The organism is Pseudomonas sp. P2S-1 (assembly GCF_057197725.1).
This window is the reverse complement of the sequence record NZ_CM170068.1, coordinates 1,553,236-1,568,164: the sequence shown is the minus strand read 5'-3', so window position 1 is coordinate 1,568,164 and position 14,929 is coordinate 1,553,236. Positions and strand designations below refer to the sequence as shown.

Genomic DNA, 14,929 nt, shown 5'->3' with positions numbered 1-14,929 from the left:
ATTTCTCCGATGCCTGTTGCTGCTCCAGCAGCAACGCAAGGCGGGTTGTTGCTCAGGCAGCAGCAGTCCCGCTGGGGGAGTGTTGGCAGATCAGCAGTCGCCACCTGCCTGTTAAGGTAAAACCCAATAAAAACAACGAGTTAATGAGTTGGCACGGGCGCTGCAATAGCCCTGGGCAAAGGCCACCCGGCCCGTTCGATCCCCTGATGGAGCCTACTCATGTCACTTGCCGCTACCTTGCCGCTGCCTGCCGCAGCGCCCCTGGAGCAACTCTGGTTCACCCGTTGCCCGGTCCCGACCGCCTCCGGCATCGCCTACACCCTCGGCTGGCTTGGCGAGGAATTCGCTGCCGATGGCCTGCCGGTCCTGACGCTTCAGGAGGCCCGCCAACTCGGCCACCATCATTACGATCACCAGTTGCCCGGGCTGTTTCGCGAGGGCGGCAATGTCCCGGCCCTGGCCGCCCGTGCTGCTGGCTCGCCGAGCCGCCTGATCGGCCTGACCTGGATCGAGGAATGGCAGACCATCCTGGTCCGTCCCGGCTCCGGCATCCGCAGTGCTGCCGACCTCAAGGGCAAGCGCCTGGCCCTGCCGGCCTGGGGTGCCAATCGTCCCGGCAGCATCGCCCGGGCCATGAGCCTGCATGGCTACAAGGGCGCCTTGAGCTCGGCCGGATTGAGCTTCGATGACGTCACCCTGGTCGAGGTGCCGCTGCACGACCAGGAACAGGCGCCAAACCCGCAGGAAGGCCTGCAACGCCTGTGGTCCGGCCTGGACGTCCTGGTCCGTGGCGAGGTGGATGCGGTCTACGTCAAGGGCGCTTCCGCCGCCGACGCCGCCCGCCGCCTGGGCCTGGAAGTGGGCATCGATCTCGACCGGATCGAAGACCCGCGCTACCGCATCAACAACGGCACCCCACGGCCGATCACCGTGCACCAGAGCCTGCTCGACGAGCATTTCGACCTGGTGGTGCGCTTCCTCGCCCAGACCCTGCGCGCCGCCGACTGGGCCCGGGACAACCGCGAGGGCCTGCTGCGCATCCTCCAGGACGAAACCCGTGCCGGCGCCGAGGGCGTGGACGAAGCCTACCGCGGCGATTTCCACACCACCCTGGCCCCGGACCTGTCCGAGCAGCGCCTGGCCTTCCTCGATATCCAGAAGACCTTCCTCAACCTGCATGGCTTCCTCGAAGCCGACTTCGACCTGGCCGAGTGGGTTGACCACCGCCCGCTGCAAGCCGCTCGCGAACTGTTGGCCCAACGCACTCAAGAAAAGGACATCTGACATGACCGTACTGACCGCCGAACACCTGATCGACGCCGAACTCAAGGACTTCGTCGACAACGTCACCCACCTGGCCGGCGAGGCCTTCCGGGTCTACCGGGAAACCAACAGCATCACCGCCAATGGCACCGTCGGCTTTATCGAGCGGGTCCCGGGGCGCGAGCTGCTGGTCTCGGTCAACTACCCGGGCCCGTGGAAGAAGGACCAGCCACTGAAGGCCTCGGTCACCGACTTCGCCGGCAACCTGGTGCATGGCCAGGGCAAGGGTGGGCTGAACCGCTATACCCGGCTGTTCGTCCAGCAGCCGCAGATCACCACGGTGTCCCACGTGCATTCGCCGTACCTCGGTGCCTGGGCCCAGACCCAGCGTTCGCTGCCGTTCAACTATGTGCCGGTGCAGCGCTTCCAGCTGGCCCGCGAGCTGCCGGTGTATATCGACCGGCGCCAGGACGAGGTGGATTTCATCCTCGACAGCCTCGCGGAAAACCCCTTCACCCCGGCCATCCTCGAAGCCAATGGCGGCGCCACCGTATGGGGCACCCAGGGCCTGCAGGCCACGGCGGAATTCATCCTGCTGCTGGAGGAGGGCGCGCAACTGCAACTGCTGGCCGAGGCCATCGGCGGCTCGCGGCCTTATGGCCCGGGCGTGCTGACCCAGCAATGGACCATGAGCAAGCTGCTCGGCCAGGCCCGTGAGCTTGGACTCGTACCGGCCAATGACAGCCCCCGCGCATAAGGACATCGAACCATGGCAGTGAAGATTCTCTGGTACCTCACCAGCCCCGACGGTCCCTATCCATGGGAAGCGCAGGGCCGCTGGCTGACCGATTTCAACCACCTCAAGCAACTGGCGGTGAGCGCCGATCGCCTCGGCTACTACGGCTCGCTGCTGGGCACCAGCCCCAACGAGAGCCTCGCCGTGGCCGCCTCGCTGATCGACGCCACCGAGCGCCTGCGCTTCCTGGTGGCCCAGCATCCAGGCGAAGTGTCGCCGGCAGTGCTGGCCAAGTGGGCGCTGACCTTCGACGAGTTCTCCGGCGGCCGCCTGCTGTTCAATGTGGTCAATGGCAGCGATGCCGGGCTGGCAACCCTCGGCGTGCATTACCCGCATGACGAGCGCTACCAGTTCAGCCTCGAATACTGGCGCGCGTTCCAGGCGATCTATGCCGGCGCCACCGAGGGCTATGACGGCCGGTTCGTCAAGCTGGCGCCGCGTCCGGCGGCGGCTGCGCGGCATCCGCTGGGGGGCTGGCACCCGCCGCAGCGTCTGTCCGTGCCGCTGTGGGGCGCCGGTACTTCCGATCCGGGCGTGGCCCATTCGGTGCAGTTGCTCGACGTGTACCTGAGCTTCGCCGATACCCCGCCGAAGCTCGGCGCCAAGTTCCGCAAGGTCGGCGCCGAGGCGGCGAAGATCGGTCGCGAGCTGACCTATGGCACGCGTCTGCAGATCATCGTCCGCGAGACCGAGGAAGAAGCCTGGGCCCACGCCCAGAAGCTGCTGGACAACACCTCCCTGGCCACCGCCCGCGCTGCCATCGAGCGCCAGTTGCCGCCAGGCCAGAGCCTCGACAGCTTCCACAGCGACGACCCGCGTATCCAGGCCAATGTCCAGGCAATCCGCGAAGGCCGCTTGCCCAAGGCCCGCGACCTGGAGATCTACCCGAACGTGTGGACCGGCCCGAGCCTGTTCGGCTTCAACCTGCTCGGCCCGGCTGCCGGCACCTACCTGGTGGGCAGCGCCGAACAGGTGGCCGAGCGCATTCGCGAATACGAGGCCCAGGGCACCAGCGCCTTCATCCTGTCCGGCTTCCCGCTGATCGATGAGGCGCACCGGGTCGCCGACCTGCTGTTCCCGCTGCTCGACCTGGACCATGGCTTCGAGGTTCCGCGCCTCAAGGCCCGCACGGCCGCCGAAAAGGCCTAAGGAAGTACCCATGCGCAACGAATTTTCCCGCCGGGCGTTTCTCGGCAATGGCCTGGTCGTCGGTGGGGGCCTGATCCTCGGCTCCAGCCTCCTCACGGGCTGCGGTGGCGGCGAACCCGCCGCCGTGGCCGGGGCGGCGGTCGCGCCCGGTACCCCGGTGCGCGGCGGTCGCCTGCGGGTCGGCATCATCGACGGCGACCAGGCCGGCAACCTTGACGCGCACAAGCCGTCCGGCGGCGGGATCATTCGCGGCTGGGCGCTGTACAGCAAGTTCTGGGAATGGAACGACGATGTCAGCACGCGCCTGGGCCTGGCCGAGTTCGCCGAGCCCAACGCCGACGCCAGCGCCTGGATCATTCGCATCAAGCCGGGGCTGGAATTCCACCACGGCAAGAGCATCACCTCGGACGACATGCTGTTCTCGATCCTGCGCCTGACCGACCCGAAACTGGCCTCGCCCTACGCCGGGCTGGTCGGTGCCATCGATCGCCAGGCCCTGCGCAAGCTGGACGACCGGACCATCGAGATCCGCTTCAAGGAGGGCCGCAGTTTCTTCCCCCTCGACGAAACCCTGATCGCCTTCGGCGGCATCGTGCCCACCGACTACGATCCGAACAATCCGGTGGGCGCCGGGCCGTACCGGCTCAAGCGCTTCGTGCCGGGGCAGCGGGCGCTGTTCACCCGCTTCGAGAACTACTTCAAGCCCAACCAGCCCTACGCCGACGAACTGGAGATCATCGAATTCAAGGACCAGGTCTCCCGGGTCGCGGCCCTGCGTGCCGGGCAGATCGATATCGCCAGCGGTATCCAGGCCGAGCACAGCGCGCTGATCAAGGCCGATCCGCGCCTGCAACTGGTGGCTTCGCCGACTACGTCGTTCAGCGGCTTCAACCTGAACACCGCCAAGGCACCGTTCCAGGATGAGCGGGTGCGCCAGGCGTTTCGTCTGCTGGCGGACCGTCAGGAGCTGGTGGGGCGTGGACTGAACGGTTTCGGCCGGATCGCCAATGACCTGTATTCGCCCAACGATCCGACTTACAACCACGCCATCGCCCAGCGTCCCTACGACCTGGAGCAGGCCCGTGCGCTGCTGCGCCAGGCCGGGGCCACCGACCTGCGCCTGGAACTGACCACCACCGCCAACGAGGTGAATGCTGCATTGGTGTTCGCCCAGCAGGCCAAGAAGGCTGGCGTCGAGATCAAGGTCACGCCGGTGGATGCTTCGGTCTTCAACGGCCCGCAGAAGGAGCAGTGGCTGATGTCGCCGTGCTCGACGCCCGCTCGCGGCTTCCTCGCCACCGGCCTGCACAACGATGCGCCGCTGGCGATCTACAACCGCAGCAACTTCCGCGACGAGCGCTTCTCGCAGCTGTTCACCCAGGCCCTCGCCCAGCCCGACCTGGCACTGCGCCGCGAGCTGGTGCATGAGGCCCAGGCCATCCAGCACCAGCGCGGCGGCCTGCTGATCTGGGGCTTTACCGACGTGCTCGACGCCGCCTCGCACAAGGTCGGTGGCCTGCACGGCGAACAGACCACCTTCGCCTCCTGGCGCTTCGACAGCCTGTGGTTGAACCATGCCTGAACCTATCCGTACCTCCCGTTTGCCGGCGTGGCTGCCCTGGTTCGTCGGTCGGCTCGGCTACGGCCTGCTGACCGCCTGGGTCATCAGCCTGGTGGTGTTCATCGCCACCCAGGCGCTGCCGTCGGACCCGGCCCGGGTGATCCTCGGACCCGAGGCGCCGCTGGAAAGCATCCTCACCCTGCGCCAGCAACTGGGCCTGGACCGGCCGATCCTGGTCCAGTACTTCAGTTGGCTGGCCCAGGTGTTGCGCGGCGACCTGGGGATTTCCCTGGATTCGGCGCAGCCGGTGGCGGGGCTGCTGTTCATCCGCTTCGGCAACACCCTGGCGTTGTTGCTCGGGGTCTTGTTGCTGGTGCTGCCGCTGGCCCTGGTGATCGGCGTCGGCCTGGCCCTGCGCCGGGATTCGCGCATGGACCGCTGGGGCCTGGCGACTCTGATCGTGCTGAAGGCCACCCCCGGCTACCTGATCGCCATCGGCCTGGTGCTGCTGTTCTCCATGCCGCATTTCGACCTGCTGCCGGCGGTGTCGCTGATCGATCCGGACCGTCCGCTGTGGCGACAACTGGACTACCTGGCCTTGCCGGTTTTCGCCCTGAGCCTTTCGGCGCTGCCGTATCTGGCACGACTGGTACGCGCCTCGATGATCGAGACCCTGGACTCGGACTATGTCGGCGCCGCCCGCCTGCGCGGCGTGCCGCACTGGCGCCTGGTCTGGCGCCACACCTTGCCCAATGCCCTGGTGCCGGCGATCCAGGGCGTGGCCCTGACCCTGCGCACCCTGATCGGCGGCGCGCTGCTGGCCGAGGTGGTGTTCAGCTACCCCGGCATTGGCACCTTGCTCAACAGCGCGATCCAGATGCGCGACCTGCCGCTGATCCAGGGCGCGGTGCTGGTCATCACCCTCGGCGTGGTGCTGGTCAACCTGTTGGCCGACCTGCTCACCGTACTGCTCACCCCGAAGCTGCGTACCGCGCGCCGGGCCGGCCTGATCCAGCGCAACCGCCGCGGCATCCAGAGCTGGTGGCGGCGCCCGGCGGCCAAGGCCCCTTGATAAGGAGATTTGCCCATGTTCAGCGCTCGATTCTGGCGTGAACCCTCGATCCGCCGGGGCGCCCTGGTGACCCTGGCAGTAGTCCTGCTGGCCCTGCTGGGCCCCTGGCTGGCACCTCATGCGCCGACCGACATGCTCGGCGGTATTTATGGCGGGCCTATGACGGGCGCGCCGCTGGGGCATGACTTCCTTGGTCACGATGTGCTGTCGCGCTTGCTGGCGGGCGGGTTATCGATCCTCTGGATGTCGGTGGCCGCTGCCGGGCTGGCGCTGGTCGTCGGCAGCGTGCTGGGCATGCTCGCCGGGCTGTCGCGCCAGCGCCTGGACCAGGCAATCACCTGGCTGGCGGATGTCTGGCTGGCGTTCCCGGACCTGATCCTGGTGCTGCTGATCGTCTCCATGCTCGGGCGTCAGCCGTGGCTGATCGTGTTGACCGTGGCGATTGCCTTCACCCCCGGGGTGATCCGTCTGGCCCGGGGTAGCGCGGTGTCGGTGGCCAGCCAGGAGTTCGTCGAGGCGGCGCAGATGATGGGCTTCTCGCGCACGCGGATTCTGCTGCGGGAGATTCTGCCCAATGTGCTGACGCCGCTGCTGGTGCACTTCGGCAATATGCTCACCTGGGGCATCGGCATGCTCTCGGGCCTGAGTTTCCTTGGCTACGGTGTCGCTCCTCCGGCGGCGGACTGGGGCCTGATGATCAATGAAAACCAGGCCGGCCTGCTGATCCAGCCCTGGGCCGTGCTGGCCCCGGCGCTGCTGATCGCGGTGTTCGCCTATGGCACCAACCTGCTGGCCGAAGGCATTGCCCGGTACAGCGCGGGAGCGCGCTCATGAATGCATTCGTTCTTTCCACCCCTGAGGCGCTACAGGTCGAGGGCTTGCGGGTCGAGCTGGAGAGTGGCGCCGATGTGATCGAGCACATCGATTTCAGCCTGGCGCCGGGGGAGATCCTCGGCCTGGTCGGTGAGTCCGGCTCGGGCAAGACCACCCTGGCCACCGCCTTGCTCGCCCATGCCCGTCGCGGTGCGCGGATCAATGGCGGGCGGGTGAGGGTGGCGGGGACCGATCTGCTGGCCCTCGAGGGGGAGGCCTTGCGCCGGGCCCGCGGCGGCCTGATCGGCTATGTCGCCCAGGATCCGGCGCTGGCCCTGAACCCGGCGATCCGCATCGGCAAGTTGTTGCTGGAAACCTTGCAGGCTCATGAACCGGGTCTGGGTCGCGAGGCGCGGGAGCAGCGTCTGCAGCAGACCCTGGCGGATGTCGGGCTGCCGGGGGAGCGGGAGTTTTTGCGACGCTTCCCGCATCAACTGTCCGGTGGTCAGCAGCAGCGGGTGATGCTGGCGCTGGCCTTCGTCCTGCGGCCGAAGCTGATCGTGCTCGACGAGCCGACCACCGCGCTGGATGTCGGCACCCGGGCGCATATCCTCGCCACCGTGCGCCGGCTGTGCAAGGAGCAGGGCGTGGCGGCGGTGTATGTGTCCCACGACCTTGGGGTGATCAAGGACCTGGTGGACCGGGTGATGGTCATGTATGCCGGGCGCATCGTCGAGGTAGCCAGTCGTGAGCGGCTGTTCTTGCGGCCGGGGCATCCGTACACCCTCGGTTTGCTCGCGGCGATTCCCGAGGTCGGTCGGCAGCGGGTGCTGCGGGCGATTGCCGGGCATGCGCCGGCGCCGGGGCAGCGACCTGCGGGTTGCGCGTTCGCGCCCCGTTGCCCGCGACGCAGCGCGGCGTGCTCGGCTATCGAGCCGGCGTTGCAAGGGCTGGATAGTGTGCAGCAGGTGGCTTGCCTGCATCCGCAACTGACGGTGGTGCCCGAGGAAGAGGTGATCCCGTTGCAGGTGGTGCAGCAGGAGCGCAAGGCGTTGCTGGAGTTGCGCGGGCTAAACCTGAGCTATGACCGGCAGGTGCTGTTCGATCTGTCCCTGGATGTGTATCGCGGTGAATGCCTGGCGGTGGTGGGGGAGTCGGGGTCGGGCAAGACCAGCCTGGCGCGGACCCTGGCCGGCCTGGGTGATGGCGGTGTCGGGGCGTTGAGCTTCGACGGGCAACCTTTGAGCCTGATAGCGCGCAAACGCGACGCGGCGACCCGGCACCGGATCCAGTACATCTTCCAGAACCCTTATCGGGCGCTGAATCCGCGGCAGACCGTGGGCCAGTGCCTGCAGGCACCGCTGGAGCATTTCTTCGGTCTCAAGGGCGCAGCTTGCCGGACAAGGATCGAGGCGGCGCTGGCGCGGGTGGCGTTGCCGGCGGAAACGGCGGCGAAGTATCCCCACCACCTGTCCGGCGGCGAGCGCCAGCGCGTGGCGATTGCCCGGGCGCTGGTGTGCGAGCCCGAGGTGCTGATCTGCGACGAGGTGACCTCGGCGCTGGATGTCTCGGTGCAGGCGGCGATCCTCGCGTTGTTGCGGGAGTTGCAGGGGGAGGGGATGACCCTGGTGTTCGTCACCCATGACCTGGGGGTGGTCAGGGCGATCGCCGACCGGATCGTGGTGGTGAAGGACGGGAGGATCATCGAGGAGGGTGGGAGTGGCGAGGTGCTGGATCGGCCGGGGACGGAGTATGTGAAAGGGTTGGTGGCACAGGCCAAGTTTCAGCGGTGAATTTCGGGGCCCTATCGTTGGCAACGCCAGCTCCCACAAGGTCCGCGTCGGGCACAACTTCAGCGGCTGACCCGCAACCCTGTGGGAGCCGGCGTTGCCGGCGATGAGGCCGGCGCGGGCAGTGATGGTGTCTGATCGGGCCAATCGCTGGCAAGCCAGCTCCCACATTGACCGGGTCGTACCCGGAATTGATGACCGGCGGAGGACCCTGTGGGAGCTGGCTTGCCAGCGATTGGGCCCTGAAGAACACAACAAATTCTGCGTCCATCCCCATCCCAGTGCACATCCCCCGCAAGAAATCCCCTACATGCGCCATTCTGGCCCGCAATATGCTTTTACAGCTTCCATCGATTACTGATCGATCGATCAGGTCCGCGCAAACCCGCCAACTACAAGGCTTGCGCAGACAGTCTTAATCAGCCGCGTAGTCCCGGGATGACAGAGTTTTCCCAGTAAACGCGGCGTTTATCGGAAGCGTCACAATGTCCCTACCCGAACTGCTCGCACCGGCGGATGACACCGCAGGCTGGAGCGCCGAGCTGAAATTGCGCTTTGTCCAGCGCAACGGGAGGACCTGTATTGGTGCGCGTCGACATTTCGGACCTCTTTTGGTGCAGAGACCGTTCTACCCCGAGGGCGCGCCCTGCCATGTGTATGTGCTGCACCCCCCGGGCGGCGTGGTCGGCGGCGACCGCCTGACCCTCGATGTGCACCTGGACCCCGACACCCACGCGCTGCTGACCATGCCCGGCGCGACCAAGTTCTACCGCAGCGCCGGCCCCGTTTCGGTGCTCAAGCAGCATTTCCATCTGGCCGAAGGCAGCACCCTGGAGTGGCTGCCCCACGGCAATATCTGCTTCCCCGGCGCCCGTGCCCGCCTGGAAAACCGCTTCTCCCTGGCCCCCGGCGCGCGCCTGCTGGCCTGGGAAACCCTGTGCCTGGGCCGTCCGGTGATGAACGAGAGCTTCAGCCACGGCGCGGTAGACAGCCGCCTGCAGATCGACATGCCCGACGACCCGGGCCTGCAGGAACGCCTGCGCATCGACGGCGACAGCCTGCACAAGCTTGCCGGCTATCCGCTGCAAGCCACCTTCTGTGCCGCCCCGGCCACTCCGGAGCTGCTGGAACAGGCACGCACCCTTATCGAGCATCTTGCCGTCCCCGCCGGGGCAACCCTGCTGGGACACCTGCTGGTAGTCCGTTTGCTTGACCACGACAACCAGCGCCTCCAATCCACACTGCTACGCCTGTGGTGCGCGCTGCGTCCGGCCATCATCGGCCTGGCGCCGTGCCCGCCACGGATCTGGGCCACCTGAAGAGAGCGACCATGGAGCTGACCCCGAGAGAGAAAGACAAACTGCTGCTGTTCACCGCCGCGCTGCTCGCCGAGCGCCGTCGTGACCGTGGCCTGAAGCTCAACTACCCGGAAGCGGTGGCGCTGATCAGCGCGGCGGTGATGGAGGGCGCCCGTGATGGTCGCACCGTCGCCGAACTGATGAACCTTGGCCGCGAAGTGCTCGGTCGCGACGAGGTGATGGAAGGCGTAGCGGAGATGATCCATGACGTCCAGGTCGAAGCGACCTTTCCCGACGGGACCAAGCTGGTCACCGTCCATGACCCGATCGTCTAGGAGCGCAGGATGATTCCAGGAGAAGTACAGGTCGCCGCCAGCGGCGATATCGAGCTGAACGCCGGCCGCGAGACGATCAGCGTCAGCGTTGCCAACCATGGCGACCGGCCGGTGCAGGTGGGCTCGCATTATCACTTCTACGAAGTCAACGACACCCTGGTGTTCGAGCGCGAGGCCACCCGTGGTTTCCGCCTCGATATCCCGGCCGGCACTGCCGTGCGCTTCGAGCCGGGCCAGTCACGCAGCGTGACCCTGGTGCCCTACGCGGGCAGACGCGAGGTCTACGGCTTCCAGGGCAAGGTCATGGGCAAGCTGGAGGCGGGCGCATGAGCCGGATTTCCCGCAGGGCCTACGCCGACATGTTCGGCCCTACCGTCGGCGACCGCGTGCGCCTGGCCGACACCGAGCTGTGGGTGGAGGTGGAGAAGGACTTCACGATCTACGGCGAAGAGGTCAAGTTCGGCGGCGGCAAGGTGATCCGCGACGGCATGGGCCAGGGCCAGATGCTCGCCGCCGAGGCCATGGACCTGGTGCTGACCAACGCCCTGATCATCGATCACTGGGGCATCGTCAAGGCCGACATCGGCGTGAAGAACGGCCGTATCTTCGGCATCGGCAAGGCCGGCAACCCCGATGTGCAGCCCGGCGTGACCCTGCCGGTCGGCCCGGGCACCGAGGTGATCGCTGCCGAGGGCAAGATCGTCACGGCGGGCGGTATCGACTCGCATATCCACTTCATCTGCCCGCAGCAGGTGGAGGAGGCGCTGACCTCGGGCATCACCACCTTCATCGGCGGCGGCACCGGGCCGGCCACCGGCACCAACGCCACCACCTGCACCTCCGGCACCTGGTACCTGGCGCGCATGCTCCAGGCCGCCGATGAACTGCCGATCAATATCGGTTTGCTGGGCAAGGGCAACGCCTCCCGCCCCGAGGCCCTGCGCGAGCAGATCGCCGCCGGTGCGGTGGGCCTCAAGCTGCACGAGGACTGGGGCTCGACCCCGGCGGCCATCGACTGCTGCCTGGGCGTGGCCGAGGAAATGGACGTGCAGGTGGCGATCCACACCGACACCCTCAACGAGTCCGGCTGCATCGAGGACACCCTGGCGGCCATCGGCGATCGCACCATCCATACCTTCCATACCGAGGGAGCGGGCGGCGGGCATGCGCCGGACATCATCCGCGCGGCGAGCTTCGCCAACGTGCTGCCGTCCTCGACCAACCCGACCTTGCCGTACACGGTGAACACCGTCGACGAGCACCTCGACATGCTGATGGTCTGTCACCACCTGGACACCAGCATCGCCGAGGACGTGGCCTTTGCCGAGTCGCGTATCCGCCGCGAGACCATCGCCGCCGAGGACATCCTCCACGACCTCGGCGCCTTCGCCATGACCTCCTCGGACTCCCAGGCCATGGGCCGGGTCGGCGAGGTGGTGCTGCGCACCTGGCAGGTGGCGCACCAGATGAAGCTGCGCCGCGGCCCGCTGGCCGGGGATTCGTCGTACAGCGACAACACCCGGGTCAAGCGCTACATCGCCAAATACACCATCAACCCGGCGCTGACCCATGGCATCGCCCATGAAGTCGGCTCGCTGGAGGCCGGCAAGCTGGCCGACCTGGTGCTCTGGGCCCCGGCCTTCTTCGGGGTCAAGCCGGCCCTGGTGGTCAAGGGCGGGATGATCGCCACGGCGCCGATGGGCGATATCAACGGCTCCATTCCGACCCCGCAACCGGTGCATTACCGCCCGATGTTCGGCGCCCTCGGCGCGGCGCGGCATGCCACGCGGATGACCTTCCTCTCCCGCGAGGCGCTGGAGCGTGGCGTGCACCAGCAACTCGGCCTGCGCAGCCTGATCGGCCTGGCCCATGGCTGCCGCACGGTGCGCAAGGGCGACATGCTGCACAACGGCCTGATGCCGAATATCGAAGTGGATTCGCAGACCTACCAGGTGCGCGCCGACGGCGAGCTGCTGGTGTGCGAGCCGGCCACGATTCTGCCGATGGCCCAGCGTTATTTTCTGTTTTGAGCAAGGAGAACCGCATGATTCTGTTGACCCGCAAGGTGAGCGAGGGCGCCGTGACGGCCACCGCCACCCTGAGCCTGGATACCCGGATCAAGAGCCGCGTGCGCATCACCCTCGACGACGGTCGCGATGCCGGGCTGATGCTCGAGCGCGGCCAGTTGATCCGTGGCGGCGAGCTGCTGACGGACGAGGCGGGCGGGGAGGTGATCCGCGTCATCGCCGCTGCCGAGGAGGTGTCCACCGTGCGCTGCGCCGATGGCCTGGCGCTGGCACGCACCGCCTACCACCTGGGCAACCGCCATGTGCCGCTGCAGGTCGAGGCGGGCTTCCTGCGCTACCAGCACGACTATGTGCTGGATGACATGGTCCGCGGCTTCGGCCTCGAGGTCGTGGTCGAGCAGGCGCCATTCGAGCCCGAAGCGGGCGCCTACCAGAGCGCGCCGCACAGCCATAACCATTCCGATCACCTGTTCGTCCGCCTGCCTGCCCAGGCGCTGTGAATTACAACAAGGAGTTCCTCATGAAGAAGTTTCTCGCCCTGGCCCTGCTGCTGGTTGCCGTTCCCGCGTTCGCCCACCCCGGCCATGACGCCAACCCGCTGCAGGATGGCCTGCTGCACCCGCTGACCGGCATCGACCATCTGCTGATGCTGCTCGGCACCGGCGTGCTCGCCGCCCTGACCCGCAGCCGCCTGACCCTGCCAGCCCTGACCCTGGCCGCGATGTTTGGCGGGGCGGTGCTCGGTCATCTGTTCGGCGGGGTGATCGGCATGGAGCAGATGATCCTCGGTTCACTGCTGGTGGCCGCTGCGGCGCTGCTGGTGCCGCGTCGCCAGGTCCTGCTGTCGCTGGTGATGCCGCTGTTCGCCCTGTTCCATGGCTGGGCCCATGGCGTCGAGGCCAGCCCGGGCGCGTTCTGGATGTTCAGCGCCGGCTTCGTCACCGTCAGTGGCCTGCTGCTGGTGGCCGGTTTTGCCCTGGGCTGCGTACTGCGCCGCCATACCCGCCTGCAACAGGCCTTCGGCGGCGGCCTGCTGGCCGGCGCGGCGATGCTGCTGGCGGGCTGATGAACAGCGACCTGAAGCTCCTGCGTTTGCTGCAACTGGCCAGTCCGGGCCTGCCGGTGGGTGGCTTCACCTACTCGCAGGGCCTGGAGTGGGCAGTGGAGGCGGGCTGGGTCAAGGGCGCGGAAGGCTTCCGCGCCTGGCAACGGCAGCAGATCGACGACACCCTCGGCTATCTCGACTGGCCGTTGCTGGTGCGTCTGTACCGGGCCTGCGAGGCAGATGATGCCGAGGCGTTCGCGCACTGGAGCCGTTTCCTCCTGGCCAACCGCGAAACCGCCGAGTTGCGCACCGAGGAGCGCCAGCGTGGCGCCGCCCTGGCGCGGATGCTCGATGGCTGGCAGTTGGGCCAGGCACCGGAATGGCGCACCAGCCTGGAGCTGACCCAACTGGGTGGCATGGCCTGGCTGGCGGCGCACTGGGGTATCCCGCTGCGTGACCTGCTGCTGGGGCATGGTTTCAGCTGGCTGGAAGGCGCGGTGATGGCCGGGGTCAAGCTGGTGCCGTTCGGCCAGCAGGCTGCGCAAAGCCTGTTGCGCGACCTTTCCGAAGACCTGTCCGCCGTGCTCGAGCGTGCCCTGGCGCTGCCTGACGAAGAACTGGGTGGCGGCCTGCCTTTGCTGGCGATCGCCTCGGCCCGTCACGAAACCCAATACACCCGATTGTTCCGCTCCTGAGGAATTCCCTATGCAAAGCTACAAGCAACCCCTGCGCGTTGGTGTCGGCGGCCCGGTCGGGTCCGGCAAGACCGCGCTGCTCGAAGCCCTGTGCAAGGCCATGCGCGATCACTATGAAATCGCCGTGGTGACCAACGACATCTACACCAAGGAAGACCAGCGCATCCTCACCGAGGCCGGCGCCCTGGAGCCTGACCGTATCGTCGGCGTGGAAACCGGCGGCTGCCCGCACACCGCGATCCGCGAGGATGCCTCGATGAACCTGGCGGCGGTGGAAGAGCTGGCGCGCAAGTTCGGCAACCTCGAAGTGATCTTCGTCGAGAGTGGTGGCGACAACCTCAGCGCCACCTTCAGCCCGGAGCTGGCGGACCTCACCGTGTACGTGATCGATGTCGCCGAAGGCGAGAAGATCCCGCGCAAGGGCGGGCCGGGGATTACCAAATCGGACTTCCTGGTGATCAACAAGATCGACCTGGCGCCTTATGTCGGGGCTTCCCTGGAAGTGATGGAGAGTGACACCAAGCGCATGCGGCCGGAACGGCCCTGGGCCTTCACCAACCTGAAGACCGGGCATGGGTTGCAGACGTTGATCGACTTCATTGTGGATCGGGGGATGTTGCGAGCGGTCTGAGTCCTGCTTCGCTCTTTCGGGCCTCATCGCTGGCAAGCCAGCTCCCACAGGTTTCGCGGTGCACGCGCTCCTTGTGGGAGCTGGCTTGCCAGCGATAGGGCCCGTCAGCTCACCGCATAAAACACAGCCAGCCACACAGTCGGCTGCCCCGCATCCGTCCACTCCACCCGATGCCTGCACCCCGCCGGAATATCCACGAAATCCCCCGGCCCCAACACCCGCACCTCGGCCTCACCCTCCAGCCGCAACCCCGCCGACCCCGTCAGCACCAGCACGAATTCCCCCTCCGCCTGGTCATACCAGAACCCTTCCGGGCTGCACTGTCCGTTGGACACGATGCGCTCGATCCTCAGTCCTGGCTGCTTGAGCAGGTCATCGAAACGCTCCTCCACCGCCGTCTCGGCGATGCCCTCGAACAGGTTGTGCAACATGGCTGATTCGTCCCTCGTAACCT

Annotated in this window: 16 protein-coding genes; 15 read left to right on the top strand and 1 reads right to left on the bottom strand. The window is 67.0% G+C overall.

What is annotated here, in order from left to right; all coding sequences use genetic code 11:
- Nucleotides 1-219: 219 nt before the first annotated feature.
- The 15 genes from AC2CQI_RS06995 to ureG all read left to right on the top strand — a co-directional run bounded on the left by AC2CQI_RS06995 (nt 220) and on the right by ureG (nt 14,475).
- A complete protein-coding gene (locus AC2CQI_RS06995) occupies nt 220-1,284 on the top strand; it encodes an ABC transporter substrate-binding protein (RefSeq protein WP_484579663.1) in 1,065 nt (354 codons plus the stop codon).
- Nucleotide 1,285: 1 nt separating this feature from the next.
- Entirely contained in the window at nt 1,286-2,020 is a 735-nt protein-coding gene (locus tag AC2CQI_RS06990) for a class II aldolase/adducin family protein (RefSeq protein ID WP_484579662.1), read from the top strand.
- Between the two features lie 12 nt (nt 2,021-2,032).
- On the top strand, nt 2,033-3,208 hold the full coding sequence (locus AC2CQI_RS06985) for an LLM class flavin-dependent oxidoreductase (RefSeq protein ID WP_484579661.1): 1,176 nt from the start codon (nt 2,033-2,035) through the stop codon (nt 3,206-3,208).
- A 10-nt stretch (nt 3,209-3,218) separates the two neighbouring features.
- A complete protein-coding gene (locus tag AC2CQI_RS06980; RefSeq protein WP_484579660.1) occupies nt 3,219-4,790 on the top strand; it encodes an ABC transporter substrate-binding protein in 1,572 nt (523 codons plus the stop codon).
- Nucleotides 4,783-5,841, top strand: a complete 1,059-nt coding sequence (locus AC2CQI_RS06975) for an ABC transporter permease (RefSeq protein ID WP_484579659.1) — start codon at nt 4,783-4,785, stop codon at nt 5,839-5,841. The genes AC2CQI_RS06980 and AC2CQI_RS06975 overlap by 8 nt, the downstream gene beginning before the upstream one ends.
- 15 nt (nt 5,842-5,856) lie before the next feature.
- A complete protein-coding gene (locus tag AC2CQI_RS06970) occupies nt 5,857-6,675 on the top strand; it encodes an ABC transporter permease (RefSeq protein WP_484579658.1) in 819 nt (272 codons plus the stop codon).
- The gene (locus tag AC2CQI_RS06965) at nt 6,672-8,447 is read left to right on the top strand and encodes a dipeptide ABC transporter ATP-binding protein (RefSeq protein WP_484579657.1); all 1,776 of its coding nucleotides are present in this window, start codon (nt 6,672-6,674) and stop codon (nt 8,445-8,447) included. The genes AC2CQI_RS06970 and AC2CQI_RS06965 overlap by 4 nt, the downstream gene beginning before the upstream one ends.
- A 482-nt stretch (nt 8,448-8,929) precedes the next feature.
- The gene (locus AC2CQI_RS06960; protein ID WP_075802401.1) at nt 8,930-9,763 is read left to right on the top strand and encodes an urease accessory protein UreD; all 834 of its coding nucleotides are present in this window, start codon (nt 8,930-8,932) and stop codon (nt 9,761-9,763) included.
- Between the two features lie 11 nt (nt 9,764-9,774).
- Nucleotides 9,775-10,077 carry an urease subunit gamma gene (locus AC2CQI_RS06955; RefSeq protein ID WP_075802402.1) on the top strand — a complete coding sequence of 101 codons (303 nt, stop codon included), beginning with the start codon at nt 9,775-9,777 and terminating at the stop codon, nt 10,075-10,077.
- 9 nt (nt 10,078-10,086) lie between these two features.
- Nucleotides 10,087-10,407: an urease subunit beta gene (locus AC2CQI_RS06950; protein WP_484579656.1), complete on the top strand. Its 321-nt coding sequence runs from the start codon at nt 10,087-10,089 to the stop codon at nt 10,405-10,407.
- Nucleotides 10,404-12,107, top strand: coding sequence for an urease subunit alpha (gene ureC, locus AC2CQI_RS06945; protein ID WP_484579655.1), 1,704 nt, complete (start codon nt 10,404-10,406; stop codon nt 12,105-12,107). The genes AC2CQI_RS06950 and ureC overlap by 4 nt, the downstream gene beginning before the upstream one ends.
- A 14-nt stretch (nt 12,108-12,121) precedes the next feature.
- Nucleotides 12,122-12,604, top strand: a complete 483-nt coding sequence (gene ureE, locus AC2CQI_RS06940) for an urease accessory protein UreE (protein WP_484579654.1) — start codon at nt 12,122-12,124, stop codon at nt 12,602-12,604.
- Nucleotides 12,605-12,624: 20 nt separating this feature from the next.
- Nucleotides 12,625-13,170, top strand: coding sequence for a HupE/UreJ family protein (locus AC2CQI_RS06935; RefSeq protein ID WP_484579653.1), 546 nt, complete (start codon nt 12,625-12,627; stop codon nt 13,168-13,170).
- Nucleotides 13,170-13,844 carry an urease accessory protein UreF gene (locus AC2CQI_RS06930; RefSeq protein ID WP_484579652.1) on the top strand — a complete coding sequence of 225 codons (675 nt, stop codon included), beginning with the start codon at nt 13,170-13,172 and terminating at the stop codon, nt 13,842-13,844. The genes AC2CQI_RS06935 and AC2CQI_RS06930 overlap by 1 nt, the downstream gene beginning before the upstream one ends.
- Nucleotides 13,845-13,854: 10 nt before the next feature.
- Nucleotides 13,855-14,475 carry an urease accessory protein UreG gene (gene ureG / locus AC2CQI_RS06925; RefSeq protein WP_484579651.1) on the top strand — a complete coding sequence of 207 codons (621 nt, stop codon included), beginning with the start codon at nt 13,855-13,857 and terminating at the stop codon, nt 14,473-14,475.
- A 104-nt stretch (nt 14,476-14,579) separates the two neighbouring features.
- Here ureG and AC2CQI_RS06920 read toward each other — a convergent pair whose 3' ends face one another.
- The gene (locus AC2CQI_RS06920; protein WP_484579650.1) at nt 14,580-14,906 is read right to left on the bottom strand and encodes a cupin domain-containing protein; all 327 of its coding nucleotides are present in this window, start codon (nt 14,904-14,906) and stop codon (nt 14,580-14,582) included.
- Nucleotides 14,907-14,929 lie beyond the last annotated feature (23 nt).

Bases quoted from the DNA above. Each gene is read 5' to 3' on its own strand.
- AC2CQI_RS06995 (WP_484579663.1), top strand. From the start codon at position 220: ATGTCACTTGCCGCTACCTTGCCGCTGCCTGCCGCAGCGCCCCTGGAG.
- AC2CQI_RS06990 (WP_484579662.1), top strand. From the start codon at position 1,286: ATGACCGTACTGACCGCCGAACACCTGATCGACGCCGAACTCAAGGAC.
- AC2CQI_RS06985 (WP_484579661.1), top strand. From the start codon at position 2,033: ATGGCAGTGAAGATTCTCTGGTACCTCACCAGCCCCGACGGTCCCTAT.
- AC2CQI_RS06980 (WP_484579660.1), top strand. From the start codon at position 3,219: ATGCGCAACGAATTTTCCCGCCGGGCGTTTCTCGGCAATGGCCTGGTC.
- AC2CQI_RS06975 (WP_484579659.1), top strand. From the start codon at position 4,783: ATGCCTGAACCTATCCGTACCTCCCGTTTGCCGGCGTGGCTGCCCTGG.
- AC2CQI_RS06970 (WP_484579658.1), top strand. From the start codon at position 5,857: ATGTTCAGCGCTCGATTCTGGCGTGAACCCTCGATCCGCCGGGGCGCC.
- AC2CQI_RS06965 (WP_484579657.1), top strand. From the start codon at position 6,672: ATGAATGCATTCGTTCTTTCCACCCCTGAGGCGCTACAGGTCGAGGGC.
- AC2CQI_RS06960 (WP_075802401.1), top strand. From the start codon at position 8,930: ATGTCCCTACCCGAACTGCTCGCACCGGCGGATGACACCGCAGGCTGG.
- AC2CQI_RS06955 (WP_075802402.1), top strand. From the start codon at position 9,775: ATGGAGCTGACCCCGAGAGAGAAAGACAAACTGCTGCTGTTCACCGCC.
- AC2CQI_RS06950 (WP_484579656.1), top strand. From the start codon at position 10,087: ATGATTCCAGGAGAAGTACAGGTCGCCGCCAGCGGCGATATCGAGCTG.
- ureC (WP_484579655.1), top strand. From the start codon at position 10,404: ATGAGCCGGATTTCCCGCAGGGCCTACGCCGACATGTTCGGCCCTACC.
- ureE (WP_484579654.1), top strand. From the start codon at position 12,122: ATGATTCTGTTGACCCGCAAGGTGAGCGAGGGCGCCGTGACGGCCACC.
- AC2CQI_RS06935 (WP_484579653.1), top strand. From the start codon at position 12,625: ATGAAGAAGTTTCTCGCCCTGGCCCTGCTGCTGGTTGCCGTTCCCGCG.
- AC2CQI_RS06930 (WP_484579652.1), top strand. From the start codon at position 13,170: ATGAACAGCGACCTGAAGCTCCTGCGTTTGCTGCAACTGGCCAGTCCG.
- ureG (WP_484579651.1), top strand. From the start codon at position 13,855: ATGCAAAGCTACAAGCAACCCCTGCGCGTTGGTGTCGGCGGCCCGGTC.
- AC2CQI_RS06920 (WP_484579650.1), bottom strand. From the start codon at position 14,906: ATGTTGCACAACCTGTTCGAGGGCATCGCCGAGACGGCGGTGGAGGAG.